Raw genomic sequence first — 24,006 nt, 5'->3', positions numbered from 1 at the left:
CTGTCCGGCAGCTGTGGCCGGTGGCTCAGGCCACCAGCAGCGACATCAGGCGCTTGGTGTCCATCGCGCGGCAGGTGCCCTTGGCGGGCCGCGCCAGAGGCACGTCCTCGGCGGCGCAGAGCGCGTTCAGCACTGCTTCGTCCACCGCCTCGACCGCGGCCATGTAGACCGGATCGAGCCGTTCGTCGTTCAGGCAGGTCATCTGGCGCCACGCGCCCGAAAGCTGCGGCAGGGGCATCTCGTTGGCGGTCGAGAAGGCGAGGAAGATGTCGCCCGAGTTGTTGCCGCCGGGTGTACCGCCCCGTCCGATGCCGATGGCCGCGCGGCGGGCCAGCCGTTCGAGCTGACCGGGCAGCAACGGCAGATCGGTGGCGAGGATCACGATGATCGAGCCCCGCTCGGTGACCATGTCGAGAATGCGATGCTCGGCCATCGTCTCGCCCACGCGCTGCCCCGCGACGGTGAGCCAGGGCCGCAGACCGTGGTTCGCCTGCACCAGCGCGCCGAGGGTGAAGGACTGTCCTTCGATCTCGAGCTGGCGCGAAGAGGTGCCGGTGCCGCCCTTGTACTCGTAGCAGATCATGCCAGCGCCGCCGCCCGCGTTGCCCTCGCGCACCGGGCCGGGCCGCGCGTCGTTCAGCGCCGCCCGCGCATGGGCCTCGGTCACATGCAGGCCGTTGATATCGTTCAGGACACCGTCATAGGTCTCGGCCACCACCGGCATCGCCCAGAGGTGGTTGTCCTCCCATGTCGCGCCATATGTCTCGACCATCCAGCGGACCGCCGCCGTATGACAGGGCCCGATGGCATGGGAGTTGGAGATCATGATCGGACCGGCCAGCCAGCCGCCGTCCCGCACCCAGTGGCTGCCGGTCATCTCGCCGTTGCCATTCAGGCTGTACTGCCCGGCCCAGACCGGTTTGGGCTCCGGGTCGCGCCCGCGCGGCAGGATGGCGGTGACGCCCGTCTGCACCTGGATGCCGCGCGTCGCCAGTGCCGGATCGCGCGAGGACAGCAGCTCCATGGCCCCAACTTCGACCCCCGGAACGTCGGTGATGGCGTTCAGCGCCCCGGGCGTGCCGGGCAGCGGCACACCCAGTTCGCGGGCGCGCGGTTTGATCTTGTGGGTCATTTCTGTCGTCTCGATCTGAAGTAGAGGCCGATGGCCGCGATCACGAGGGTGAACAGCAGCATCAGGGTCGCGATGGCGTTGATCTCGGGTTTGATGCCCCGGCGGAGCATCCCCCAGATGTGGATGGGCAGCGTGGTGTTGCCGGTCCCGGCGATGAAATAGGTGATGACGAGGTCGTCCATCGAGATGATGAACGACAGCAGCCAGCCGCCGAGGATGCCGGGCGCGATGCCTGGCAGGGTCACCTTGCGGAACGTCTGCGCCGGGGTGGCCCCAAGGTCGGCCGAGGCCTCCTCGACGCTGGTGTCGAATTCGGCCAGCCGGGCCGAGACGGTGACGAAGACATAGGAGATCAGGAAGGTCGACTGCCCGATGATGATGGTCAGCAGCGAGAGGTTCATCCCGATGGTGATGAAGAAGATCAGCAGCGCGATGCCCAGCACGATGTCGGGCATGATCATCGGGACCATCATCATGGTCCGGTAGAACCCCGCCAGCCGGAAGCGGTAGCGCGCCACCGCCAGTGCCAGCGCGGTGCCGAAGACGGTCGAAAAGGCCGAGGTCGAGAAGGCGACGATAAGGCTGGTGCGGACCGCGGCATAGAGCTGGTCGGTGCTGTCGACGTAGGTCGCGCTCTGGGTGATCGAGGTCTCCATCCCGAAGATCTGGCGGTACCAGTCCAGCGTGAAACCGTCCCAGATCATCATGTTCAGCGTGTTGGCGTTGAACGAGTAGATCACCACCAGAAGGATGGGCGCATAGATGAAGACGAAGAACAGCAGGCCATAGAGGCTGAGAAGGCGGCGCAGCATCAGGAGGCCTCCTCGCGCCGGGCCAGCCGCAGCTGGACCACCAGCAGGACCAGAACCGCCGTCATCACCAGCATGGCCAGCGCCGAGCCGAAGGGCCAGTTGCGGGCCGAGAGGAACTGCTGCTCGATCAGGTTGCCGATCATCAGCACCTTGGCGCCGCCGAGGACCGAGGGAACGATGAAGTTCCCGAGCGCCGGGATGAAGGTGATGATCCCACCCCCGATGATGCCCGGCATGGTCGCGGGCAGCACCACCTTGCGGAAGGTCTGGAACCGCGTGGCGCCAAGGTCGGAAGATGCTTCCAACTGGGCCACGTCCAGTTTCTCGATGGAGGCATAGAGCGGCAGGAACATGAAGGGGATGAAGACATAGGTCATGCCGAGGATGACCGCGAAGTCGGAATAGAGGAACTCGATGGGTTCGGAGGTGAGGCCGATCCCCATCAGGCCCTGGTTCAGGACACCGGTGGGGCGCAGGATCAGGACCCACGCAAAGAGCCGCACGATCAGGCTGACGAAGAAGGGCAGCGTCACGAGGAAGATGGCAAAGTCGCGTCGCCCCGGGCTCATCCGGCTGATCCAAAAGGCCGCCGGGTAGCTGACCAGCAGGCTGGTCACGACGGTCAGCGCGGCAAGGCGGAGCGAGCGCAGGAAGATCGAGAGGAAGACCGGGTCGAACTTTTCGTAGCGCGTATTGGCCCAGCCGAGGATGCGGCCGTAGTTCAGATGTGAGAACTGCCATTCGACCCCGCCGTAAAGGCCGGGCGTCAGGAAGCTATAGACCAGCATGATGAGCAGTGGGCAGAGAAAGAAGAACAGCAGGAAGACGGTCGGCGCCCCGAGCAGCCCGACGAGTTGCAGCAGCTTGCGCCGCGCCAGCGTCATGGCGCCACCTCGTCGATCAGGTGCAGATCGTCGGCGGGCGCGTGAAGGGTAAGTTCCGCGCCGAGATCCAGCGGCGTGCTGCCCGAGCGCAGCAGCGCGTGGAGGGTGCCGAAGGCCGGGGTCTCCAGCGCGACCTGGTGGTCCTTGCCGGTGTAATAGGTCTCGCGGATCACGCCGGTGAAGCTGAGCGCCGGACCTTGCGGGCGTGCGAGGCCCAGCGCCTCGGGGCGCAGGAGAAGGGTGGCGGCACCGGCGGGTCGCGCGGCGGCGAACCCCTGCCCGTCGCCGATACGCGCGGACTGGCCATCGAGCGCTACGGGCAGCAGGTTGCTCTCGCCGAGGAAGTCGGCGGTGAACAGGTTGGCCGGGCTCTGGTAGAGCTGGGACGGCGCGCCGATCTGCTGGATCTGCCCATGTGCCAGCACCGCGATGCGGTCGGACATGGTCAGCGCCTCTTCCTGATCGTGGGTCACGAAGACGAAACCGATGCCAAGCTCGCGCTGCAGCGCCTTCAATTCCTGCTGCATCTTCTGGCGCAGGTTCTTGTCCAGTGCCGAGAGCGGTTCGTCGAGCAGCAGCAGCTTGGGTTTGCCCGCCAGCGCCCGCGCCAGAGCGACGCGCTGCTGCTGGCCGCCCGAGAGCTGCGAGATGGTGCGTTTCTCGAGCCCGGTCAGACCGACGAGTTCCAGCATCTCGCCCACCCGCGTCCGGATCTCGCGCTTGTCCCGGCCCGCGATTTCCAGCGCGTAGCCGACGTTGCGCGCCACGCTCATGTGGTTGAACAGGGCGTAGCGCTGGAACACGGTGTTCACCGGACGCCGGTGCGCCGGAAGCTGCGTTACCGCCGTGCCGTCGATCAGGATGTCACCCGCATCCAGCGTTTCGAAACCGCTGATGGTGCGCAGAAGGGTGGTCTTGCCGCAACCCGAGGGCCCCAGAAGGGTGACGAACTCGGCAGTGGCGAGTTTGAGCGAGACACCGTCGAGCGCGGTCAGGCTGCCGCCTTCCGGGGTGCGAAAGACCTTGCGGGCGTTGATGATTTCAAGGGGTGCGGGCATGTTCCGGGTCCTGTGGCCCGGCGGGGCCGAGGCCCCGCCGGATGGGTTTACTGCGCGGTCTTGATACGCGTCCATTCCGAGTTGTAGAGCTGCAGGTCGCGGCCCAGGTCCTCGAAGATCTGAAGCTTGTCCATGACGTCCTGCGGCGGATAGATCGTACCGTTGGAGGCGATCTCTTCCGGGATCAGCTTTTGCGCCGGGACGTTCGGTGTGCCGTTCATCTGCTGCTTGACGTTCAGCGCCGCGATCTCGGGCTTGAGGTAGAACTCGAGGAACTTCTTGGCGTTCTCCTTGTGCGGCGCGGACTCGAGAACGCAGATATCTTCTTGGTACATCGTCGCGCCTTCCTCGGGGATGATGTAGCCGATGGTGTCCGGGTTCTCGGACACGAAGAGGTTCGCGCCCACGTACCAGTGCGCCGCCGCCACGTCGCCCGAGATCACCTGCGGCACCGAGTCGTAGGTAAAGGCGGTCACCCCGTCGAGATGCTCGACGATGTAGTCGGCGGCGGCGGTCACCTCATCCGGGTCGGTCGAGTTGACCGACTTGCCGTTCATGATCAGGCCGATGCCGATGGTCTCGCGCAGGTCGTCCAGCAGGGTGATCTTCTTGCCCTCGGCGCCGAGCGCGAAAAAGTCCTTCCAGCTCTTGATGTCACCGGCCAGCGCCTTGTTATAAACGATGCCCACGTTGCCCCAGGCATAGGGCAGGCAGTATTCGGCGTTCGGGTCGGTCTTGGCGCGGACGAACTGCGGGTCGATGTTCTTGAAGTCAGGCGAGGCGCCGATGTCGGTCTTGGCCAGCAGCCCGAGCTGGAACATGATGTCGTGCATGTGCACCGAGGGGAAGACGATGTCATATCCCGTCGCCCCGGCCTGGATCTTGGCCAGCATTTCCTCGTTCGAGCCGTAGCTGTCGAGCGTGACCTCGATGCCGGTCTCCTTGGTGAAGGCCTCGAGCACCTCGGGGTTGATGTAATCGCCCCAGTTGTAAAGCGAGAGCTGCTCCTGCGCCGCTGCCGCCAGCGGGGCAAGGACCAGAGCCGTGGTCACGGCAAGGTGGGTCATTTTCATGGCGTGGTTGTCTCCCAGTCAGGTTGCCTTTGCGGATTTTTCTTGAGTCGGGAAAATGATGCGATACTGTCTTTTTCGTCAAATGTTAGTTTTCTGTCATTAGGAGATCCGACATGTCCCACGGCTTTGCCTCCTACGCCGAGGCCCCTCTTGATGAATTTGTGAGCAGGATGGAGGCCGGGTTGCCAACGCTGCCCAAACAGGAGGCGAAAGTTGCGCAGTATTTCCTGCTGAACCTCACGTCGATCTCCTTTGAGACCGGGAAATCCATCGCCCAGAAGGCCGGTGTTGCCGAGATTACCGTCGGTCGGATGCTGCGCCGGTTCGGCTGTGCCGGGATGAAGGAATTCAAGGGAATGCTGCGGCACCGCTACTCGGTCACCGGCGAGAGCCTCGCCGACGAGAGCGCCGAACTTCCCGCCGACTGGCAGGAGCAGCTGAACGCCGAACTGCTGGCGGTGCGCACCGTCTACGCCAAGCTCAACACGCCCGCCTTCGAGGCGGCGGAACGCTACCTGCGGGAGTCCACCGATGTCTACGTGACCGGGTTCCAGACCGTGCGCGGCCTTGCCGAGGATACGGCGCGGCGCCTTGCCCTCGCCCGCCCTCGGGTCCGGTTCCTGTCCGGACACGACAGTATGCTGTCCGAATGGCTCGACCCTCCGAGGGATGGCAGCAGCTGTCTGCTGATCATCGACGTGATCCCCTATGCCGCTGAATGCGAGACGCTGGCACGGCTCGCGCGCGAACAGGGGCGCTCGGTCGTCGTGGTTACCGATGAGTACTGCCACTGGGCGCATGACGTCACCGATGCGGTGATCAACACGCCGTCCAAGACCGGCCTGTTCCTCGAGTCGATCCTTGGCCTGAACGCCGCCTGCAGCCTGCTGGTCCATGCCACCGCGAACGCCCCGGGCATGAACCTCGACCGCCGGATGCGCGACTGGAAACGGCTGGCGCACCGGATCGGGATATTCTGATTTAGGGCCCTCGCTCGCGCCGGATTTGCTTTGACAGGGTCTCGCGGCTCCGGTTCAAATCGTGGGCGACAGCCACGCCCGCCGACCGGACAAGCCTCTCATGACACTGCAGAACCTCGACTGGACCGAAGCCCTCGCGCCACTGAAGATCGCCAAGTCCATGCCGCCCGAGATTTACACCTCGGCCGAGATCTTCGCCGCAGAGCGCGAGGCGATCTTCCTGCGGGACTGGTTCTTTCTCTGCCGTGAGGACCAACTGGCCAACAAGGGCGACTACCGCAGCTTCGACACGCCGGGCGGCCCCATCCTGCTGCTGCGGGGGCAGGATGACCGGCTGCGCTGCTTTGCCAACGTCTGCCGCCATCGCGGCTCGATCCTGCTGGAGGGCAGCGGCAACACCGGCGGGCGCGTCGTCTGCCCCTACCACGCCTGGAGCTACTTCTCGGACGGGCGCCTCTACGGATGCCCTGACATGCAGGACGCCGAGGGGTTCGACCGGACCGAGAACGGCCTGATCCCCCTCGCACTCGACACCTGGAACGGGTTCGTCTTTGCCTGCTTCGACCGCAAGCCCATGCCCTTGCTGGACCACCTTGGGGACCTGCCCGAGCGCATGGCCTCGCACCGGCTCGACCTCATGCGCTGCACCTGGGAGTTCGAGATTGACGTCGACTGCAACTGGAAGCTGCTGCTCGAAAACGCGATGGAGACCTATCACACCGGCATCGTGCACCGCGACACCGTCGGCGCGCAGACACAGCGCCCGATCCCGACGCGCGGCCAGTGGCTGTGCATGCAGGTCCTGAGCGACCGCAGCATCGCGACAATGGACAAGAGCGCCGCGTCCTTCCCGATGATCGAGGGGCTCGACGAGGATGCGCGCCGAGGGACCTACTTCACCGTCATCCATCCCACCTGCCAGTTCGCCATCGCGCAGGACAGCATGTGGTGGCTGAACGTGACCCCGGTGGCCGCCGACCGTTCCCGGCTGCACATCGGCGGCTGCTTTCCCGAGGGCACCGTCGCCCTGCCCGACTTTGTCAGCCGCGCCCGCGCCTACGAGGACCGCTGGGAAAAGGTGGCCCGCGAGGACGTGGGGGTGCTGGAAGGGCAGCAACGGGCGCTGGGATCGGTCCTGTTCCGCCCCGGCCCCCTGTCGGGGCGCGACGACATGGTGCAGGCCGTCAGCCGCTGGAGCGTGGAACGCCTGCTGCGCGGCCGACCGACCCTCTAATTTTTTTGGGGGTGTTCGGATACTGTGTTGGTCGGAAGAGCGGACGAAGTGGCCTTTCGCTTTCGATGTGGTAATGTCCGCTACCGGTCCGAAGGCACCTTGTGGCTTTCAGCTTCCTAGCGGCGTGTATCTCGCCAGCGCGGCTCTAGCCCGGTAAAGCACCTGCGATCAGATAGCTGATTGTTTGGGTGACTTTTCCGCGCAGGAAGAGCCAATCGAAGAAAAGTAGGGCAAAGAAGATCATTGCGATTTGGTATACGGGCGATGCCCAATCCTGCAAAAGGATCGCAAGAGCCCAATTCTGATTGCAAAGATACCCATAGGCTGCCCAAGCGGCGTAACTCGTCAATGCGACTGAGAAAGCTGTGAAACGCCAATCCAAGTAGTTGCGAAACACCATTAGCCCAAGCATCATAGAAAGAACCACAACATTCACGAGCCCAAACCTGCGCAAATCGCTCAACAGCCCCTTAACCGAAGTTTCGTAGCGCTCGACCAAAAAGTCACTTAACGTGCTTTGTCCAAATCTAATTTGAGCAACGCGCTCTATCATGGAAACGTTTGTCAACTGAGAGGCAAAGCCCCAGAACTCACAGTTCTCTTGGCAGATTTCTGACTTTGCCAACGCGAGTATTGCAGGAACAACTTCTTTACGCTGGGCATCAAGAACTTCTGCATCCAATCCGAAGCGGTCGGAAAGCGCCATGAGCCTTTCGGACCGACTGCCTTCGCCTTGTCCGACTGTTCTTTGTGACCACACCTCCTCTGCCGCGCGCTCGACTTCAACTATGGCGAACTGTCGAAGACGCTCTTCGACTTGATCAGGGTTTGAAAAGGTCACACCGACAAGAAAAGCGGATATAACCAAGCCCGCCAATTGGATACTGATAAGCGTCAATCTGCCTGCGAGTTCCAATATGCGCTCCAATCTGAATAGTACGCTTATGGCCCTAAAGCAGAACCTTGTGCAAGCCGCAGCATCCGGCAATTTGGGCTCAAAGCCGACCTTCGCCGCGCTATGCCCAAAGGGTCCGCTCCAAAGGACATGATTGACCGACACGGTATGCGGACACCTCCATTTTTTCCGGGGGCGTGTCACATTGGCCGGGGCTGCCTCGTCATGAGGGTATCAGACCCAAAGGAGATACTGATGAAACCCCGCATGACCGACCACATGAAACGCGCCGAGGCCGGGTTCCGCCCGATGTTCGCACTGGAAGCCGCCATCAAGGGCAGCACCCTCGAACCGCTGCTCATTCACCTCGTCAAGCTGCGCGCCAGCCAGATCAACGGCTGTGCCTTCTGCATCCAGATGCACGTGGCCGAGGCGCTAAAGGATGGCGAGACCCCGCTTCGCCTGCACATGCTGACTGCCTGGCGCGAGAGTGGGCTCTACAGCGCGCGCGAACGGGCCGCGCTGGCCTGGACCGAAGCGCTGACTTACCTGCCTGAGACCGGCGCGCCCGATGCGGATTGGGCCGGGGTCGAGGCCGTGTTCGACGAGGACGAGCGGGCCTGGCTGACCCTCGCGATCGGCGCGATCAACCTCTGGAACCGGGTTCAGGCCGGGATGCGCTCCGCCCACGCGACGACGCTGCCGGCGGCGCGCGCCGATGCCGCCTGATCCGGTCGCGCTCTTCGATGCGCAGCGGCCCCGGCTGCTGCGCATCGCCTACCGCATGCTGGGGTCGTGGGCCGAGGCCGAGGACATCGTCCAGGAGGCCTATCTGCGCTGGCACCGGGGCGTCGAGCGGCACGACGAGATCCGCAACCCGGCGGCCTGGTTGACCCGGATCGTCTCAAGGCTGTGCCTCGACCAGATGAAGTCGGCCCGTGCCCGGCGCGAGACCTATCCCGGAACCTGGCTGCCTGAGCCGCTGATCGAGCCGGAGGACGACGCGCTGCGACCCGACAACCTGACCCTGTCGCTCATGCTGGCGCTGGAGCGCCTGTCGCCGCTGGAACGGGCGGCCTTCTTGCTGCACGACGTGTTTGGCCAGCCGCTGGAGGACGTGGCCCTGACCATCGGGCGAAGCGCCGCCGCGACACGTCAGCTGGCAAGCCGCGCCCGCGCCCATGTGCGCCTTGACCGGCCGCGCTACGACATCTCGCGGGATGCGGGCGAGAAACTGGTCAACGCCTTTTTCGATGCCTGCCGTTCAGGCGACGCCGCGCGCCTTGGCCAGATGCTGGCACGCGATGCGACGTTCCATGCGGACGGAGGCGGCAAGGTGAGTTCCTACCCGAACGTCATTACTGGGGCCGACAAGCTTGTCCGGCTGTTGCTTGGGCTGCATCGCAAGTTCACCGGGCAGATGGAGTTTCTGGGCGCGACGGTCATCGACGGGCTGCCCGGGTTCGTCTGGAAGGTCGACGGAAACATTCAGACCACCGCGCTGGAGGTGTCCGAGGGGCAGATCACCGCGCTCTACGTCACGCGCAACCCCGACAAGCTGGGTGGTGTCACGGTGCATTGAACCGCCGGGCCCCGACGTCAAGGGAAAGCCCGCCCTCCGATTGGAAGGGCGGGCCGTGGTCTTGTCCCTCGTTGCTTTCTTCCGAATGGGCCTCAGGCCTTTACAAAGGCGAGAAGTTCGGGGTTCACCACCTCGGGGTGGGTGGCGAAGAGGCCGTGCGACAGGCCCGGGTAGGTCTTGAGCGTGCCATTCTTCAGCAGCTTGATGCCCTTGTGCGCCGAGTTGTCGATCGGCACGACCTGGTCATCCTCGCCGTGCAGCAGCAGGACCGGAACGTCGATGGCCTTCAGATCCTCGGTGAAATCCGTCTCCGAGAAGGCGGCGATGCCGTCGTAGTGTGCCTTGGCACCGCCTGCCATGCCCTGCCGCCACCAGTTGTCGATGAGGCCCTGGCTGATCTCGCCGCCCGGACGGTTGAAGCCGTAGAAGGGCCCCGATGCCACGTCGAGGTAGAACTGGGCGCGGTTGTGGGCCAGTGCGGCACGGAAGCCATCGAAGACCTCCAGCGGAACACCGTCGGGATTGGCCTCGGACCGGACCATGACCGGCGGCACCGCACCGATCAGGGCCGCCTTGGCGACCCGGCCGGCTTCGGCACGGGCGACATAGTGTGCGACCTCGCCACCGCCGGTGGAGTGACCGATGTGGATCGCGTTGCGCAAGTCGAGTTCCTTGACCAGCGCGGCCACGTCGGCGGCGTAGTGGTCCATGTCATGTCCGTCCGACACCTGGTCCGAGCGGCCGTGGCCGCGCCGGTCATGGGCGATCACGCGGTAGCCCTCGGCGAGAAAGAAGAGCATCTGGTTGTCCCAGTCGTCGCCCGAGAGCGGCCAGCCGTGGTGAAAGACGATGGGCTGGGCATCGCGGGGGCCCCAGTCCTTGTAGAAGATGTTGACGCCATCCTGGGTCTTGATCGTGGACATGATAAAGTCTCCTGTTGCTTGGGCGAAGGTCAGGCGGGGCAAGGCACTCATCGCGGCCGCTGCGGCCGTCGTCGTGAGCATTGCGCGCCGGGTGAAGTTGGGTTGCATCGCGTGTCCTTTCGGTTTCGACATGAACAGAGATAGTGAAAGCGCAGAGCCCTGAGAGGTGGCGGATCGGACAATGACCGAGGCAAAACAGACAATGCGCTCCAAGACGGCGCCCGTGGCCGAGATCGGCCTGCTGATCTATCCGGACTGCCAGCTTTCGGCGATCTACGGCCTGACGGACCTGTTCCGCATCGCGGGCGAATGGAGCGGCGAGGCGGGCCGACGAATCCGCGTCTCGCACTGGCAGGCCGAAGGCGACGATATCCGCTGCACTTGGGACAGCGACCCGGGCGAGGCGCACCAGCTTTCGCATGTCATTTCACCGCCGAGCCTCGTGATGCCCGAGCGGATGCAGTCCAGCCCCGCCACGGCGGACTGGCTGCGCGACCGCCATGCGGAAGGATCAACACTCTGTTCGGTCTGCGCCGGGGCCTTCGTGCTTGCGGAAACCGGTCTGATGGACGGGCGGCGGGCGACGACCCACTGGGCCTTTGCGGACCAGCTGGCGCGCCGCTATCCCCGCATCAAGCTGGCCGAAGAACACATGGTGCTGGATGACGGCGATATCGTCACGGCGGGCGGCATCCTCGCCTGGACCGACCTTGGTCTGACCCTGGTCGAACGGCTGCTGGGGGCGTCGACCATGCTCGCCACCGCGCGTTTCCTGCTGATCGAGCCGCCCCGGTCCAGCCAGCGCCCCTTTGCCCCCTTCGTCCCCCGTTTCGATCATGGCGACGATGCGATCCGGCGGGCGCAGCACCACGTCCATGCCAACGCGGGCGAGGCGCTTCATCTGAGCGAGCTGCAGGAGATCGCCGGCATGACCGAGCGCACCTTCCTGCGCCGCTTCACCGCCGCGACGGGCCATCGGCCCAACAGCTATCTCCAGCAGGTTCGCATCGCCAAGGCCCGCGAGGCGCTTGAGCAGGGCAACACGCCCATCGACCGGATCGCATGGGAGGTGGGGTATTCCGACGTGGCGGCTTTCCGGAAGAGCTTTCAGAAACTCACCGGTATGGCGCCCTCGGCCTATCGCCAGACCTTCGGCATCGCCCCGGCAACGGCCTGAGCGGCGGCGCCCCCTCCACGCCTCCGCCCCGGAGCCCGTTCAGAGCGTCTGCACCCCGCACCAGTTGGCGATGAAGAGCGCGGTGGCCTGGGTGACGCGGCGCATGCTTTCCAGTTCGACGCGTTCGTTGAAGCCGTGGATGGCCTCGGCCTTTGGCCCGTAGACCAGTGCCGGGGTATCGGCGTAGAGCCCGAAAAAGCGGGCGTCCGTCGTCGCGGTGATCGGCAGCTTGCCAAGCTCGACGCCGGTCACCCGGCGGTGCGCGGTTTCAAGCGCCGCGATGGCCTGCGCGGCGGCGGCGCTGTCGTCTTCGGCGAGCGCATAGCCCTCGGCCTCGAAGCCGTTGTAGATCACCTCGGGCATGTTGTTGCGCAAGAAGGCGCTGTGGCGTGCGGCGTCGTTCAGGGTCGCTTCGATTTCGGCCTTGGCGGCCTGCATGTCCTGCCCGGGATAGAGCCCCATGCGGACGTCGAAGACGCACCAGGCCGGAACCGAACTGGTCCAGTCGCCGCCCTCGATCCGGCCGACATTCAGGTTCAGCGGGTGGTGGACATGGGCGTATTCCGGGTGCTTGGCCTGATCCGCGTTCCAGCGCGCTTCCATCTCGTGCAGGGCGGCGATCAGCGGCATCGCGGCCTCGATGGCGTTCGCACCGGACCCAGCATAGGCAACGTGGGTCGGCATGCCCTTCAGGTGTACCTGGAACCACAGAACGCCGACCTGCGCGGTCACCAGCTGCTCGCCGAAGGGCTCGGGGATCAGCGCGGCCTCGGCGCGGTATCCCCGCTGCAGGCAGGCCAGCGCGCCATTGCCGGTGCACTCCTCCTCGACCACCGATTGCAGGAAGACGTCGGCGGCGGGGACCAGCCCGCAATGGCGCAGCGCATCCAGCGCGAAGAGGTTGGAGGCGAGACCTGCCTTCATGTCCCCTGCCCCGCGCCCGTAGAGCCAGCCGTCGTCGATCCGGGGCGCGTAGGGCGGCGTGTCCCACATGTCGTGCGGCCCTTCGGGCACCACGTCGATATGGCCGTTGAGGATCAGCGACCGCCCTTTCGGATTGGTGCAGCGATGCGCGCCGACCACGTTCACCGCCTCCTCGTAGTCGCCGATCACAGGGGAGAATCCCGGCATATGCGCGATATCGGCGACGTCGATCTCCCAGCGGTCAACTTCATAACCGCGCGCGGCCATCTCGGCGGCCATGAAGTCCTGCGCCGCCTGTTCGTTGCCCCGGGTCGAGGGGAAGGCAGTCAGTTCCGACAGAAAGGCGGTCTGGTCGTCGAAGAGCGCATCGACGGCAGAGAGGATGCGGGTTTGCAGGTCTTGGTTCATGGTCTTCCTCAGAACGTCGGTATTTCGTCCGCGGGCAGGTGCAGCCGCGCGCCGGTCGCGGCGGCGACCTCGGCCACGCTCGTTCCCTCGGCGATCTCGCGCAAGGCAAAGCCGTCCGGCGTCACGTCGACCACGGCCAGTTCGGTGAAAATCCGGCTGACGCAGCGCGCGGCGGTCAAGGGGAGGGCACATTCGGCCAGCAGCTTGGGGTTGCCTGCGCGGTCGGTGTGGGTGGTCACCACCACGACGCGGCGCGCCTTCTGCGCCAGTTCGAGGCCACCGCCCACGCCGGGCGAGAACTTGCCCGGGATCTTCCAGTTGGCGAGGTCACCGTTCTGCGCGACCTCAAAGGCCCCGAGCATCGTCAGGTCGAGCCTGCCGCTGCGCACCAGCGCGAAGGAGGTCGCGCTGTCGAAGAAGGCGCTGCCGGGAATGGTCGAGACATAGGCCCCGCCCGCATCGATCAGGTTCCGGTCGGCGCGGTCGTAGGGCAGCGTCGGGCCGATCCCGGTGAGGCCGTTCTCGGTGTGCAGGCAGACCGGGAAGTCGGGAGCCAGATGGTCGAGCACCTTGGTCGGCAGACCGATCCCGAGGTTCACCACCATGCCCGGCGCGATTTCGCGCGCGGCGCGCGCGATCATCCTGCTCCTAGCGTCGGACAATGCCGTACTCCTCGGTCAGGGCCTCGAGCGCGACGACGTGGTCGACGAAGGGCCCGGGGGTGTGCACCTGTTCGGCCTCCAGCCCGCCGAGCGGCACGACCGTCTCGGCCTCGGCGATCACGACGTCGGCGGCCATCGCCATCAGGGGCGCGAAGTTGCGGGCGGTGGCGGCATAGGCGAGATTGCCGAAGACATCCGCCCGTGCCGCGTGGATCAGCGCCACGTCGACGCGGAGCGCGGTTTCGACCAGAGCCGGGACGCCGCCGATCTCGATCCGGGGCTTCCCCTCGGCGAGTTCGGTCTGCATCCCGATGTCGGTCAGGATGCCCGGCAGACCCGCGCCGCCTGCACGGATGCGCTCGGCAAGGATGCCCTGCGCGCAGAATTCGACCTCCAGCTCGCCAGCATTCATCATCGCCACCGCACGGGCGTTGAGCCCGATATGCGTGGTGATCAAGCGCCTGACCTGTCCGCTGGCCAGCAGGTGATCCACGCCCATCCCGGTCTCGTTCGCGTCGTTCTTGATCAGGGTCAGCCCGCCCTGCCCCTGCCGCACTAGTTCGCGGATCAGCTGGAACGGCGTGCCCGGCACGCCGAAGCCGCTGAGCATGATGGTGGCGCCGGGCGCAATTCGCTCCACGGCCGCCTCGATGGTCGTGGTCTTGTCGGGCAGCCTCATCGCGGACCACCCCGGCTGGCCGGGCGCGGCCTCATGCAGGTTCTCCGACGCCCAGACCCGCCTCGGCGGCGAACTGGTCGAGCGAGCGGGTTAGCCCGTCCATGATCTCCTCGATACCGTCCTCGCCGATGATCATCGGTGGGCAGACGAGGAAGTGATCGCCCTCGGTCCCGCCACGCGTCCGGCGGGAATAGATGATCAAACCGTTGTCATAGGCGATGTCCACCAGCCGCTGGTAGGCGTTCAGCCCCTTGGGCAGCGGCGCCATCGTGCCCCGGTCCGAGACCAGTTCGAAGGCCAGCAGCAATCCCTTGCCGCGCACGTCGCCGATGAAGGGATAGCGGTTCATCAGACCGGTCAGCCGCGCCTTGAGCAGATCGCCCATGCGGGCGGCGTTGCCGATCAGGTCGTTGCGCTCGATTTCCTCGATCACGGCAAGGCCCGCGGCGCAGGCGAGCGGATTGCCGGCGTAGGTGTGGCCATGCTGGAACCCGCCCGAGCCGATCACCGCGTCCACCATGTCGCCCCGCGCGATCATCGCGCCGAGCGGGACATAGCCGCCCCCGAAGCCCTTGGAGATCGAAATCAGGTCGGGCGTGGTGCCCCAGTGGTCGGCGGCCCAGAACTTGCCGGTGCGTCCGCCGCCCGACATGACCTCGTCGTGGATCAGCAGGACGTCATGGGCCGTGCAGATTTCGCGGATGCGCTGCATGTATCCCGCCGGTGGCACCAGCGCCCCGGTCGAGGCACCGCCGACCGGCTCGACGATGAAGGCCAGCACGCTCTCGGGGCCTTCCTCGAGGATCTTGGCCTCGAGCATGTCGGCATAGTGCAGGCCGGTCGCCGGGTCGTCCATGTCCAGCCCGTCGAGATAGGCGCGCGGGGCGGGGATCTTGGGCATCTCGCGCATCATCGGTGCGAAGGGCGCGGTCAGCGGGTCGTAGCCCGTCACTGCCAGCGCCCCGAAGGTCGAGCCGTGGTAGGACGGCATCCGCGAGATCACCTTGAAGCGGGAGCCCTGCCCGATCGCCAGCTTGTACTGCCGGGCGAGCTTGATGGTGCTTTCCACCGCCTCGGAGCCGCCCGAGACGAAGAACACCCGATCCATGCCCGGGGCCGACAGTGCGGCGGTCTTGGCGGCCAGCGCCTCTGACGCCTCGGTCTGAAAGTGCAGCCGGTAGCCGAAGGTCGATTTCTCCATCTGGGCCCGCATCGCTTCCAGCACGCGCGGGTTGGAATGGCCGATGTTCGACACCATCGCGCCGGAGGACCCGTCGAGATAGCGGCGGCCGTCCTGGCCGTACATGTAGATGCCCTCTCCCCGGTCGAGGAAGGGGCGGTAGGCCGATGTCTGGTAGAAGAGATGCGACATGTCTCTGGCTCACTTGTTCGCGGTGGCGAGATGCTTGCGGAGGAAGTTGCGGGTGCGTTCGTTCGACGGGTTGCGGAAGATCACCTCGGGCGGGCCTTCTTCGACCACGACCCCCTGATCCATGAAGAGGACGCGGTCGCAGACACTCTCAGCAAAGCCCATCTCGTGGGTCACGATGATCATCGTCATGTGCTCCTCGGCGAGCTTCTTCATGACGAGGTTCACCTCTTCGACCAGTTCCGGGTCGAGCGCCGAGGTCGCCTCGTCGAACAGCATCACCTTGGGTTTCATCGCCAGCGCCCGCGCGATGGCGACACGCTGCTTCTGCCCGCCGGAGAGCCGCGAGGGGTAGTAGTCGATGCGTTCCAGCATCCCGACTTTCTCGAGCTGCTCCTCCGCCAGCTTGTCGGCCTCGGCGTCGGAGAGGCCCTTCAGCAGCTTCGGCGCCAGCTTGATGTTGTCGCGGACTGTGAGGTGCGGGAACAGGTTGAAGTGCTGGAACACCATGCCGATGTCCTGCCGCACCTGGTTGATGTGCTTCTCGTACTGGCGGTGCGGCAGCTTCTTGTTGACCTGCGTATCCTCCAGCCAGACCTCTCCGCCGGTCAGCGGATCGAGGTCGTTGATGGCGCGCAGCAGCGTGCTCTTGCCCGAGCCCGAGGGCCCGATGATCGCGACGATCTGGCCGCGCTGGACCTGCAGCGAGATGTCCTTGAGCACCTCCAGCGTGCCGTAGCTCTTCTGGGCATGGCGGATGTCGACGAAGGGTTTCTGGTCTGTCATGTCGTTTCCTTCGCGCTCAGCGGGAGGCCTGGACCCGGCGCTCGACGCGCCGCAGGACCGCTTCCATCCCGAGATTGATGACGTAGTAGAAGACCGCCGCGAGGACGTAGAATTCGAATGGCCGGTAGGTGCGGCCGATGGCGAGCTGGGCCGAGAGCGTCAGTTCGCCCACCCCGATCACCGAGACCAGCGCGGAATCCTTCAGCAGGGCGATCATGTTGTTGCCGATGGGCGGGATCACGTCCCGCACCGCCTGCGGTACGACGACCTTGCGCAGCGCCTCGCCCCGGCTGAGGCCAAGGGTCCGCGCCGCCTCCATCTGGCCTCGGTCCACGGCGACGATGGCGGTCTGGATCAGTTCTGAATTGTAGACCGCGAAATGCAGCCCCAGCCCGATCACCCCGGCAACGAAGGCTGGCAGGTCGATACCGATCTGCACGAGGCCGAAATAGATCAGGAACAGCTGCAGCAGCAGGGGCGTGCCCATGAACAGCCACTCGAACGCGCGGAACGGCAGGCGGATGGCCCGTGGCGCGTAGAGCGCGATGACCGCGAAGAGAATGCCGCCGATAAAGCTGAGCAGCGCGGCCGCCACGGTGATCGCGATGGTCCACAGCGCGCCCAGCAGGATCACGTCGAGGTACTTGGGAATTACCGAGAAATCGAGCCCCATGTCGGCGTCCTTCCGGTCAGACGATCCGGACCTTGCGGTCCAGCCAGGCAATCGCGCGCCCGGTCACGTAGATGATGATCATGTAGAGAATGCCCGCGATCAGGAACATCTCGAACGGTTTGTAGGTCGATCCGATGAAGCGCTGCGCGGTATAGGTCAGCTCCACCACCGAGATCGCAGCGACCAGCGCGGTCCCCTTGATCAGCGCGTTGATGTTGACGCCCAGCGGCCGGATCATCAGCCGCGCGGCCTGCGGAAGGATGACGTAGCGCATGGTCTGGAACCGTCCCATCCCAAGCGTGCGCGAGGCTTCGCGCTGGCCCTTGTCGATGGCGACGATGGCCCCCCGAATGGTTTCGGTCATGTAGGCGCCGATGTTGATGCCAAGCCCGATCACCCCCGCCTCGAAGGCGTCGAGCTGGATGCCGATCTGCGGTCCGCCGAAGTAGAGGATGAAGAGCTGGATCAGCGCGGGCGTGCCGCGAAAGGCGCTGACATAGGCCGCGCCGAGGTAGCGGACGACCGCGTGGCGCGACAGGCGCGCCGAGGCGCCGAGCGTTCCGCAGGTAAGACCCAGCAGGCAGGACAGGACCGAAAGCTGGATCGTCACCCACGCCGCCTGAATGAAGTAGGGCGTGACCTGGTAGATCAGATCGAAATCCATCCGCCTGCTCTCTCCTCAGTGGTGGTCTTTGCGCGACAGGATCGGCAGCGCGCGGATCTCGCGCACCAGCGCCGTCGTCTCCTCGATCGCCGCTTCAAGGAACTTACGCCCGGTCTCGGGGTCGGCCACGGTCGGGTCGCCCATGGTGCCCTCGGGCGAAACCTCGGACCACCAGCGCATCAGCATGGCCTTGCCGCCGCCCTTGGCGAGGTCGAGGTTGAAGAACTTGCTGTTCGGGTTGTGCAGGTTCTGGTTGGTGGCCTTCGACAGGTCCACGTGTTCCGGCTGCAGGTGCATGTACATCGCCGCCTCGAACTCGCCCGCGTGGGCGATGCCGCCGATCTCGGACTTGCGGACCTCGTTCACCCGGTCGGCGCAGAGGTTCCAGTAGGAGGCCGAGACACAGATGATCTCGTTCTCGATCACCGTTTTGCGCGCGGCGAGGTCGAGCACCGGGTGGTTGGACCCGTGCGAGTTCAGCAGCAGGATACGGCGGAAGCCGTGATGGGCCAGCGACTTGGTGATGTCGGTGACGAAGGCGATGAGTGTCTCGGGCTGGATCCAGATGACGCCGGGAAAATCCTTGTGATGCTCGTTGAAGCCATAGGGCACGGCGGGCATCACGAAAACCTCGTCGGGCGCCAGCTTTGCCACCCCGTTGGCCACCGCCATGCCCAGCACGGTGTCGGTGTCGAGCGGCATGTGCGGCCCGTGGTCCTCGGTTGCCGAGACGTTCAGGATCACCACGCGGTCCTTGTCCGCGTCGCGCACGTCTTCCCAGGTCAGCTTGCCGTAGTCTGTCGTCATTCTTGGTCCCCGAAACGTCAGGCCCGCCGGTATCCCGGCGGACCGTATTCGATTGCGTCGGCTCAGCGGATGTCGCCGCCGACCCACTCGTTTGCGATTTCGAGGTAGGTGCCGTCTTCCATCATGGCATCCAGCGCCGCCTGCATCTGCTTGGCGAGTTCGGGGTTGCCCTCGCGGATCGCGATGCCGGCACCGATCGCGTCGGTTTCGAGGTCGTCGAGCGCCACGAAGTCATAGCCGATTTCCTTCATCGCGAGGATCGCGGCGATGGAGTCGTTGACAATCACGTCCACGCGGCCGTTCTCGAGCTCCAGCAGCAGTTCGGGCAGGCCCTTGTAGGTGCGCACGGTGTAGCCCTGGTCGCGGGCCCATTCCTCGTGCGTTTCGCCGAGGGTCACGCCGACCTTGACGTCCTTCAGTTGCTCGACGCTGGTGATACCGCTGTCGGGCTTGGTGAAGATCGCGCGCTTGGTCGTGTAGTAGGGACCGACAAAATCGACCACCTTGTCACGCTCCTCGGTGATCGACATCGAACCGACGATGGCGTCGTACTTGTTGGCCAGCAGCCCGCCGATGATCCCGTCCCATGCGGTGGTGATGATCTCGACCTTGAGGCCCATGCGCTTGGCGATCTCGGTGCCGATGGCCGGATCGAACCCCACGACCTCGTTCTTTTCGTTCACGAAGTTGAACGGAGGATAGGCGCCGCTCATCGCGATGCGGATCACGCCGTTCTCCTTGATGGTGTCGAGGTCCTCGGCCGCGGCAAAGCCTGCGGCGCCGAAAGTGGCCATCGCGGCAACTCCGGCCAGCATGGCGGATTTGATCAATGCCCTGCGCGTCGTCATGTCATACTCCCTGTTTTTCCAGATTGGCCGGGCCTCTGCCCGTGCTGCGACGCGAGACGCACCGCTTCGGCAGAGGGTTGCATGGGGGCATTTCATCATGCAAATAGATATTCTAAATTGCGATAATTGACCAAATCTATGATTAGAACCTACGAACAGCGCTTTCCCTGGAACCTGGACTGGAACCTGCTGCGTACCTTCATGGTGGTGGTGGAACAGCGCGGGATCTCGAAGGCCGCGGACTTTCTGGGGCTCAAGCAACCGACGATCAGCAGCGCCCTCAAGCGGCTGGAAGAGGCGACCGGCCGGAAGCTGATCGACCGCAAGCCCAACCGGTTCCAGGTGACCGAGGCGGGCAAGGTGCTCTATTCCGAATGCGCCTCGATTTTCGGGGCGGTGTCACAGCTGCCCGCGCTGATGGCCGCAGACGAAGAGACCCTGACCGGCCATATCAGCATGGTGGTGGCCAGCCACGTGGTCTCGCCCCATTTCGACGAGGTGCTCGCGACCTTTGGCCGCCGGCACCCGGAGGTCACCTTCTCGATCGTGATCGAGGAAAGTGCCGAGGTCGCCGTGAGAATTCGCCAGAACGCGGCCAGCTTCGGCATTTGCCTGCTGTCCGCGCCGCCCGCCAACCTAGAGGCGCGGGTGCTCTTTCGGGAATACTTCGGGTTGTACTGCGGCGTGAAGCATCACCTCTTCGGCCAGCGCAACATCGCGCTGTCCGAGCTGGAAGACGAGCCTTCGGTGGCCTTCCAGACCGAGATCGAGGGCGGTCCGCTGGTTTCGGTCAGCCAGTTCAGGGAACGCGCCGGGCTCGCCACCGGCCTGCGCGGCGTGTCCTCCAGCCTGCCCGAGGTCCGGCGCATGATCGTCGCCAATATCGGCATCGGCGCCCTGCCGGTCCATGTTGCACGCCGCGACGTGCGGTTGGGCGAACTCTGGCAACTGCCGCCCTACTCCCAGCTTCCGATGGTCGAGATCTACCTGCTCACCAACCCGCGCCGGAGCCTGTCGCCCCCTGAGACCGCCTTCCTCGCGATGATCGAGTCCATGCTGGAAACGGTGCCGCTGGAAGAACGGACCTACATGTGAGGTCCTGAGGGCGCTCCGTGTTGCGCCTGCTCACTGGCCGCCGGGGCGAGTTGGGTCCAGGCAACAGCCGGTCAGTGCTTTCGCCCAGCATCGCCTAAGCGCCTGCGGACGCGGTCAGTAAGATCGCGCCCGCCCTTTGGTCGGCGGCGGGAGGTACCCTCCCGCCACCATTGCCTTAGCGATCTGCCTTGGGCGTCCAGGCGAACTTCTGCATGGGGGCGTCCACCGGGGTCTGGGCCAGGTGGTTGGTGTAGTTGCTCATCACCTTCTGCGCGAGACCGAGCACGATCTCCAGCACCTGCTGTTCGCCATACCCTGCCGCATAGAACGCTTCGAGGTCGGCATCGGTCGGGTTGCCACGGCTCTCGGTCATGGCCAACGTGAACGTGCGCAGGGCCTCGAGCTTGGGCGTCGGCAGCGGGGTTTCGTCGCGCAGCGCATCGGAAATGGCGTCATCCACCTTCATCGCCTTCGCGATCCCGGTGTGGGCGGGCACGCAGTAGTGGCACTGGTGGTACACGTTGATGGTTTGCCAGACGACGGTCTTCTCCTCGGCATCGAAGGAGGTTTCCTCGGCGAAGAGGCGGTGCAGCACCTGATAGCCTTCCAGCAGCGCGGGCGAACGCGCCATGACGGCATGCAGGCCTGGAAGACGGCCAAAGGCGGCCTTGGATTTCTCGATCAGCGGCAGGGCTGCCGGTGCGGCGGTGGTTTCGTCGAGCTTCTCGAACTTGGTCATGGTCTTGCCTTTCCTCTGGGCTTCGCAACGCCGCCAATCTGAGCATACTTGAGTGATTGCTCAAGTTCATTCCTGAGCAATCACTCAAAACTTTTCGTGATGCCATTGCGTCCTGATCCTTGGGCGTCCTAAATGACGCTCATGGCACGGACGGCTTCCTATGACCGCGATGCCGCCCTCGAGGCGGCGATGACCCTTTTCTGGACAAAGGGCTTTCATGCGACGTCGCTGAAGGACCTCGAAGTGGTTCTGAACATGAAACCGGGCTCGATCTATGCCGCCTTTCAGAGCAAGGAAGCCCTGTTCCGCGCCACGCTCGACCGCTACGCCGAACGCATGACGGGCGAGATGGAAGCGCTCATCGCGCGCAGCGCGTCTCCGCTTTCGGCGCTGCAAAGGCACCTCCGGGGATTGGCAGACCTCGCGCCGTGTGACCGGCCGTCCACCGCCTGCATGCTGGTGAAATCCCTGCTGGAGGCCCCGCAGGACGGTGAGCTGCGTACCTTCATCTCGGACCATCTGGACCGCGTGGGACAGGTCATCGGCTCTGCGCTGGAGGCCGCAAAGTCAGAGGGCGAGTTGCCGGAGCACACGGACACCGACAGGCTGGCGCGGCGCATCCAGACCTACATTTTCGGTCTGAAGGTACAGGCGCAGCGCGAGACTGACACCGCGCGGATGCGGGACCTCTGCGACGATCTTGCCGCAGAGATCGGGCGGGCCGCGCAGGGCTAGTTGCGCCGAGGGCCCGTGACGAGGAACCGGCCGACCCTTTCAGCAGACATCCGACCGAGGGCACCGGCGAGGAAGACTTTCCTCAGTCACAGCACCGGATAACCCGCTTGTCGTAGACCGGCTGGCTGCCGGGAACACCGCCGCCAAAGTCTTGCGGGACGTCGTAATATGTCTGGGTCCAGGCTGCGACGTCGACCGGTTGCAGCAGGCTTTCCTGTGGCTCGAACCGGATCGGTTGCCCCGGATTGACGTCCTTCAGCACCTCGGAGTCGTCCACCACCACGGTGCCGTTCACGATGACGTAGGGAATGCCTTCCGACGGCAAAGTGCCCTTCTCGTAGGTTGCGTTGTCCTTCACCGTCTCCGGGTTGAAGATGGTGATGTCGGCCACCATGCCCTCCTGCATCCGGCCGCGTTCCTGCATCGACTTCAGGCCCAACTCGCTGAGAGGCCGGGCCGAGTTCCAGCTGGTCTGCGCGAGAGACTGCATGAGCGGGATGCCGTTCTCGCGGCCCATTCGCAGCGCTCTGGCAAAGCTGCCTGCTCCGCGCGGATGGCTGTTCGGCAGGTCCTCGTAAGGCGTGTCCCACGCGAAGCCATCACCGGCGATCGGCATCGTGTCAGACGCAATTGCCACGCCCGGCATCTTGAGCCAGTCGGTGACGGCCTCCGGGGGCATCTTGTAGACCTGAACCAGTCGTGCCGGTTCCTTCTTGATCATCTCGGCGCGGGTTTCCTGCGTGTAGAATTCCCCGGTCAGCGCATCCTGAATTGTATCCTCGTACTTGTAGCCAAGCTGCTGGACCCAGACCTCGGGCTCAAGGAACACGGCATTCAGCGCCGTCGAGCCGGCGACGTAGGGATAAAGCTCTCCCCACACGTTCATCCCGCGCTCGCGCATCCGGGTGAGGAGTTCGTGGACGAGGTTGTAACCGGGGTTGTTGAAGTGGCAGGCGATGGCGGGCGCACCCAGCGCCGCGGCATTGGCCAGCATCTCCTGAATGCCGTTCGATTCCTGCGTGTCCGTGCCCGGTGTGTAGCGGAAATGGAACGCCGACGGCCGCCCGTAGTTTCCCGCCGTTCTCTGAACCTCGAACACCTCGCGGGCGGATACACCGTCGCGCATGTAGCCAAGCGTCGATCCCATCCCGATGGCGCCCGCGGCAAGTCCTTCGTCGATCACCTTCAGGATCGCATTGCCCTGCTCGAGGCTTGGCCTCGTGGACGACCAGCCAGTCTTGTCCGACCCGCGGTGGTTCAGCGCCTCGGGCGTATCGGTGGTAGTGATCCCGTCGAGGACAAAGGCCCTCGCGAATTCATGCGAGGTGGCGCAGCCGTAGTTGGTCTGGTTGCTGCCCTCCCGCGCGGCGTACCAGTCGTTGACCAGGGTGCCGAGCGTTCCCATCTCGAGATCCATCACCGTAGTGCGCCCATCGCGCAGCGCGATCTTGTTACCGATGGCGCGCGGCCAGTGGAAATGCGTGTCGATGAAGCCGGGCGCGACCACATGGCCCGACGCGTCTATGGTTCTCGCCCCGGAGAGTTCCTCGGTCGTGATCGACACGATGCGACCGTCCTTCACCCCCACGTTCGCGACCTGGTCAAATCCGGTCTCCGGGTCCATCACCCTGCCGTTCAGGATCGCGAGGTCCAGCGGTGCGGCAGACTGGGCCAAGGCGCGGCCCGCGGTTCCGACGATAGCCGCGGCGGCAGTGGCGCCGGTGTTGAAGTCACGGCGAGTGATCGTTGAATCGCTCATAATCATGTCCATTCTCGAAAAGGCCCGGACTCGGGCGAGACGCTTCCAAATTGGTCGACATGCTACATCACTTTGAGTTGCGGGATTGTGCCCGAGGTGCCAGAACTT

The 24,006-nt window shown here is 64.9% G+C and carries 25 protein-coding genes; 7 read left to right on the top strand and 18 right to left on the bottom strand.

Going from position 1 to position 24,006, the window contains the following annotated elements; genetic code table 11:
- Nucleotides 1-25 precede the first annotated feature (25 nt).
- Genes DDT93_RS25020 through DDT93_RS25000 form a run of 5 tightly spaced genes read right to left on the bottom strand, consistent with a single transcriptional unit; the run spans nucleotide 26 to nucleotide 4,959 of the window.
- Complete coding sequence (locus DDT93_RS25020; protein WP_109468654.1) at nucleotides 26-1,132, bottom strand: DmpA family aminopeptidase; 1,107 nt, start codon at nucleotides 1,130-1,132, stop codon at nucleotides 26-28.
- Nucleotides 1,129-1,944: an ABC transporter permease gene (locus DDT93_RS25015; protein ID WP_109468653.1), complete on the bottom strand. Its 816-nt coding sequence runs from the start codon at nucleotides 1,942-1,944 to the stop codon at nucleotides 1,129-1,131. The genes DDT93_RS25020 and DDT93_RS25015 overlap by 4 nt, the downstream gene beginning before the upstream one ends.
- Complete coding sequence (locus DDT93_RS25010; protein ID WP_109468652.1) at nucleotides 1,944-2,828, bottom strand: ABC transporter permease; 885 nt, start codon at nucleotides 2,826-2,828, stop codon at nucleotides 1,944-1,946. Before DDT93_RS25010 ends, DDT93_RS25015 begins: the two co-directional genes overlap by 1 nt.
- Nucleotides 2,825-3,886 (bottom strand): ABC transporter ATP-binding protein, encoded by a 1,062-nt coding sequence (locus tag DDT93_RS25005; RefSeq protein WP_232825572.1) that lies wholly within the window; start codon nucleotides 3,884-3,886, stop codon nucleotides 2,825-2,827. Before DDT93_RS25005 ends, DDT93_RS25010 begins: the two co-directional genes overlap by 4 nt.
- Before the next feature lie 47 nt (nucleotides 3,887-3,933).
- A complete protein-coding gene (locus DDT93_RS25000; protein WP_109468650.1) occupies nucleotides 3,934-4,959 on the bottom strand; it encodes an ABC transporter substrate-binding protein in 1,026 nt (341 codons plus the stop codon).
- Nucleotides 4,960-5,072: 113 nt separating this feature from the next.
- On the opposite strand from DDT93_RS25000, the gene DDT93_RS24995 reads away from it, so the two are divergent.
- Both DDT93_RS24995 and DDT93_RS24990 read left to right on the top strand, forming a co-directional pair.
- Nucleotides 5,073-5,939: a MurR/RpiR family transcriptional regulator gene (locus DDT93_RS24995; protein ID WP_109468649.1), complete on the top strand. Its 867-nt coding sequence runs from the start codon at nucleotides 5,073-5,075 to the stop codon at nucleotides 5,937-5,939.
- Between the two features lie 100 nt (nucleotides 5,940-6,039).
- A complete protein-coding gene (locus tag DDT93_RS24990) occupies nucleotides 6,040-7,173 on the top strand; it encodes an aromatic ring-hydroxylating oxygenase subunit alpha (protein ID WP_109468648.1) in 1,134 nt (377 codons plus the stop codon).
- A gap of 145 nt (nucleotides 7,174-7,318) precedes the next feature.
- Here DDT93_RS24990 and DDT93_RS24985 read toward each other — a convergent pair whose 3' ends face one another.
- The gene (locus DDT93_RS24985; RefSeq protein WP_157960291.1) at nucleotides 7,319-8,089 is read right to left on the bottom strand and encodes a hypothetical protein; all 771 of its coding nucleotides are present in this window, start codon (nucleotides 8,087-8,089) and stop codon (nucleotides 7,319-7,321) included.
- A 234-nt stretch (nucleotides 8,090-8,323) separates the two neighbouring features.
- On the opposite strand from DDT93_RS24985, the gene DDT93_RS24980 reads away from it, so the two are divergent.
- Nucleotides 8,324-8,797 (top strand): carboxymuconolactone decarboxylase family protein, encoded by a 474-nt coding sequence (locus DDT93_RS24980; RefSeq protein WP_109468646.1) that lies wholly within the window; start codon nucleotides 8,324-8,326, stop codon nucleotides 8,795-8,797.
- A complete protein-coding gene (locus DDT93_RS24975; RefSeq protein WP_109468645.1) occupies nucleotides 8,787-9,650 on the top strand; it encodes a sigma-70 family RNA polymerase sigma factor in 864 nt (287 codons plus the stop codon). Before DDT93_RS24980 ends, DDT93_RS24975 begins: the two co-directional genes overlap by 11 nt.
- 92 nt (nucleotides 9,651-9,742) lie before the next feature.
- On the opposite strand, the gene DDT93_RS24970 is transcribed toward DDT93_RS24975, so the two are convergent.
- On the bottom strand, nucleotides 9,743-10,573 hold the full coding sequence (locus DDT93_RS24970) for an alpha/beta fold hydrolase (protein WP_109468644.1): 831 nt from the start codon (nucleotides 10,571-10,573) through the stop codon (nucleotides 9,743-9,745).
- A gap of 181 nt (nucleotides 10,574-10,754) precedes the next feature.
- On the opposite strand from DDT93_RS24970, the gene DDT93_RS24965 reads away from it, so the two are divergent.
- Nucleotides 10,755-11,750, top strand: a complete 996-nt coding sequence (locus DDT93_RS24965; protein WP_232825571.1) for a GlxA family transcriptional regulator — start codon at nucleotides 10,755-10,757, stop codon at nucleotides 11,748-11,750.
- A gap of 39 nt (nucleotides 11,751-11,789) precedes the next feature.
- Here DDT93_RS24965 and DDT93_RS24960 read toward each other — a convergent pair whose 3' ends face one another.
- The 9 genes from DDT93_RS24960 to DDT93_RS24920 form a co-directional block, all read right to left on the bottom strand.
- Nucleotides 11,790-13,082 (bottom strand): ArgE/DapE family deacylase, encoded by a 1,293-nt coding sequence (locus tag DDT93_RS24960; protein ID WP_109468643.1) that lies wholly within the window; start codon nucleotides 13,080-13,082, stop codon nucleotides 11,790-11,792.
- An 8-nt stretch (nucleotides 13,083-13,090) separates the two neighbouring features.
- Nucleotides 13,091-13,744, bottom strand: a complete 654-nt coding sequence (locus DDT93_RS24955) for a 3-oxoacid CoA-transferase subunit B (protein WP_232825570.1) — start codon at nucleotides 13,742-13,744, stop codon at nucleotides 13,091-13,093.
- The gene (locus tag DDT93_RS24950; protein WP_109468641.1) at nucleotides 13,731-14,423 is read right to left on the bottom strand and encodes a CoA transferase subunit A; all 693 of its coding nucleotides are present in this window, start codon (nucleotides 14,421-14,423) and stop codon (nucleotides 13,731-13,733) included. The genes DDT93_RS24955 and DDT93_RS24950 overlap by 14 nt, the downstream gene beginning before the upstream one ends.
- 31 nt (nucleotides 14,424-14,454) lie before the next feature.
- Nucleotides 14,455-15,795, bottom strand: a complete 1,341-nt coding sequence (locus DDT93_RS24945; protein WP_109468640.1) for an aminotransferase family protein — start codon at nucleotides 15,793-15,795, stop codon at nucleotides 14,455-14,457.
- Between the two features lie 9 nt (nucleotides 15,796-15,804).
- Complete coding sequence (locus DDT93_RS24940) at nucleotides 15,805-16,578, bottom strand: amino acid ABC transporter ATP-binding protein (protein WP_109468639.1); 774 nt, start codon at nucleotides 16,576-16,578, stop codon at nucleotides 15,805-15,807.
- Between the two features lie 16 nt (nucleotides 16,579-16,594).
- A complete protein-coding gene (locus tag DDT93_RS24935; RefSeq protein WP_109468638.1) occupies nucleotides 16,595-17,251 on the bottom strand; it encodes an amino acid ABC transporter permease in 657 nt (218 codons plus the stop codon).
- A 16-nt stretch (nucleotides 17,252-17,267) separates the two neighbouring features.
- Nucleotides 17,268-17,915 (bottom strand): amino acid ABC transporter permease, encoded by a 648-nt coding sequence (locus DDT93_RS24930; RefSeq protein ID WP_109468637.1) that lies wholly within the window; start codon nucleotides 17,913-17,915, stop codon nucleotides 17,268-17,270.
- 15 nt (nucleotides 17,916-17,930) lie between these two features.
- Nucleotides 17,931-18,722 (bottom strand): creatininase family protein, encoded by a 792-nt coding sequence (locus tag DDT93_RS24925; protein ID WP_109468636.1) that lies wholly within the window; start codon nucleotides 18,720-18,722, stop codon nucleotides 17,931-17,933.
- A 62-nt stretch (nucleotides 18,723-18,784) separates the two neighbouring features.
- Complete coding sequence (locus DDT93_RS24920; protein WP_109468635.1) at nucleotides 18,785-19,570, bottom strand: transporter substrate-binding domain-containing protein; 786 nt, start codon at nucleotides 19,568-19,570, stop codon at nucleotides 18,785-18,787.
- A 138-nt stretch (nucleotides 19,571-19,708) separates the two neighbouring features.
- On the opposite strand from DDT93_RS24920, the gene DDT93_RS24915 reads away from it, so the two are divergent.
- Nucleotides 19,709-20,665 carry a LysR family transcriptional regulator gene (locus DDT93_RS24915; protein WP_198654969.1) on the top strand — a complete coding sequence of 319 codons (957 nt, stop codon included), beginning with the start codon at nucleotides 19,709-19,711 and terminating at the stop codon, nucleotides 20,663-20,665.
- Nucleotides 20,666-20,840: 175 nt separating this feature from the next.
- Here DDT93_RS24915 and DDT93_RS24910 read toward each other — a convergent pair whose 3' ends face one another.
- Nucleotides 20,841-21,404: a carboxymuconolactone decarboxylase family protein gene (locus DDT93_RS24910; RefSeq protein WP_109468634.1), complete on the bottom strand. Its 564-nt coding sequence runs from the start codon at nucleotides 21,402-21,404 to the stop codon at nucleotides 20,841-20,843.
- Nucleotides 21,405-21,536: 132 nt separating this feature from the next.
- Here DDT93_RS24910 and DDT93_RS24905 point away from each other — a divergent pair, with 132 nt between their 5' ends.
- On the top strand, nucleotides 21,537-22,139 hold the full coding sequence (locus DDT93_RS24905; RefSeq protein ID WP_232825569.1) for a TetR/AcrR family transcriptional regulator: 603 nt from the start codon (nucleotides 21,537-21,539) through the stop codon (nucleotides 22,137-22,139).
- A gap of 82 nt (nucleotides 22,140-22,221) precedes the next feature.
- Here DDT93_RS24905 and DDT93_RS24900 read toward each other — a convergent pair whose 3' ends face one another.
- Entirely contained in the window at nucleotides 22,222-23,898 is a 1,677-nt protein-coding gene (locus tag DDT93_RS24900; protein ID WP_109468632.1) for an amidohydrolase family protein, read from the bottom strand.
- Between the last annotated feature and the right edge of the window lie 108 nt (nucleotides 23,899-24,006).

The sequence above is a fragment of the Albibacillus kandeliae genome, assembly GCF_003116585.1.
In the GTDB taxonomy this organism is placed as follows: domain Bacteria; phylum Pseudomonadota; class Alphaproteobacteria; order Rhodobacterales; family Rhodobacteraceae; genus Albibacillus; species Albibacillus kandeliae.
The sequence above is the reverse complement of the archived record's forward strand: the minus strand, read 5'-3'. Positions and strand labels throughout refer to the sequence as shown.

Excerpts from the sequence above, each read along its gene's own strand:
- DDT93_RS25020 (WP_109468654.1), bottom strand. The coding sequence starts at position 1,132 with ATGACCCACAAGATCAAACCGCGCGCCCGCGAACTGGGTGTGCCGCTG.
- DDT93_RS25015 (WP_109468653.1), bottom strand. The coding sequence starts at position 1,944 with ATGCTGCGCCGCCTTCTCAGCCTCTATGGCCTGCTGTTCTTCGTCTTC.
- DDT93_RS25010 (WP_109468652.1), bottom strand. The coding sequence starts at position 2,828 with ATGACGCTGGCGCGGCGCAAGCTGCTGCAACTCGTCGGGCTGCTCGGG.
- DDT93_RS25005 (WP_232825572.1), bottom strand. The coding sequence starts at position 3,886 with ATGCCCGCACCCCTTGAAATCATCAACGCCCGCAAGGTCTTTCGCACC.
- DDT93_RS25000 (WP_109468650.1), bottom strand. The coding sequence starts at position 4,959 with ATGAAAATGACCCACCTTGCCGTGACCACGGCTCTGGTCCTTGCCCCG.
- DDT93_RS24995 (WP_109468649.1), top strand. The coding sequence starts at position 5,073 with ATGTCCCACGGCTTTGCCTCCTACGCCGAGGCCCCTCTTGATGAATTT.
- DDT93_RS24990 (WP_109468648.1), top strand. The coding sequence starts at position 6,040 with ATGACACTGCAGAACCTCGACTGGACCGAAGCCCTCGCGCCACTGAAG.
- DDT93_RS24980 (WP_109468646.1), top strand. The coding sequence starts at position 8,324 with ATGAAACCCCGCATGACCGACCACATGAAACGCGCCGAGGCCGGGTTC.
- DDT93_RS24975 (WP_109468645.1), top strand. The coding sequence starts at position 8,787 with ATGCCGCCTGATCCGGTCGCGCTCTTCGATGCGCAGCGGCCCCGGCTG.
- DDT93_RS24970 (WP_109468644.1), bottom strand. The coding sequence starts at position 10,573 with ATGTCCACGATCAAGACCCAGGATGGCGTCAACATCTTCTACAAGGAC.
- DDT93_RS24965 (WP_232825571.1), top strand. The coding sequence starts at position 10,755 with ATGACCGAGGCAAAACAGACAATGCGCTCCAAGACGGCGCCCGTGGCC.
- DDT93_RS24960 (WP_109468643.1), bottom strand. The coding sequence starts at position 13,082 with ATGAACCAAGACCTGCAAACCCGCATCCTCTCTGCCGTCGATGCGCTC.
- DDT93_RS24950 (WP_109468641.1), bottom strand. The coding sequence starts at position 14,423 with ATGAGGCTGCCCGACAAGACCACGACCATCGAGGCGGCCGTGGAGCGA.
- DDT93_RS24945 (WP_109468640.1), bottom strand. The coding sequence starts at position 15,795 with ATGTCGCATCTCTTCTACCAGACATCGGCCTACCGCCCCTTCCTCGAC.
- DDT93_RS24940 (WP_109468639.1), bottom strand. The coding sequence starts at position 16,578 with ATGACAGACCAGAAACCCTTCGTCGACATCCGCCATGCCCAGAAGAGC.
- DDT93_RS24935 (WP_109468638.1), bottom strand. The coding sequence starts at position 17,251 with ATGGGGCTCGATTTCTCGGTAATTCCCAAGTACCTCGACGTGATCCTG.
- DDT93_RS24930 (WP_109468637.1), bottom strand. The coding sequence starts at position 17,915 with ATGGATTTCGATCTGATCTACCAGGTCACGCCCTACTTCATTCAGGCG.
- DDT93_RS24925 (WP_109468636.1), bottom strand. The coding sequence starts at position 18,722 with ATGACGACAGACTACGGCAAGCTGACCTGGGAAGACGTGCGCGACGCG.
- DDT93_RS24920 (WP_109468635.1), bottom strand. The coding sequence starts at position 19,570 with ATGACGACGCGCAGGGCATTGATCAAATCCGCCATGCTGGCCGGAGTT.
- DDT93_RS24915 (WP_198654969.1), top strand. The coding sequence starts at position 19,709 with ATGATTAGAACCTACGAACAGCGCTTTCCCTGGAACCTGGACTGGAAC.
- DDT93_RS24910 (WP_109468634.1), bottom strand. The coding sequence starts at position 21,404 with ATGACCAAGTTCGAGAAGCTCGACGAAACCACCGCCGCACCGGCAGCC.
- DDT93_RS24905 (WP_232825569.1), top strand. The coding sequence starts at position 21,537 with ATGACGCTCATGGCACGGACGGCTTCCTATGACCGCGATGCCGCCCTC.
- DDT93_RS24900 (WP_109468632.1), bottom strand. The coding sequence starts at position 23,898 with ATGAGCGATTCAACGATCACTCGCCGTGACTTCAACACCGGCGCCACT.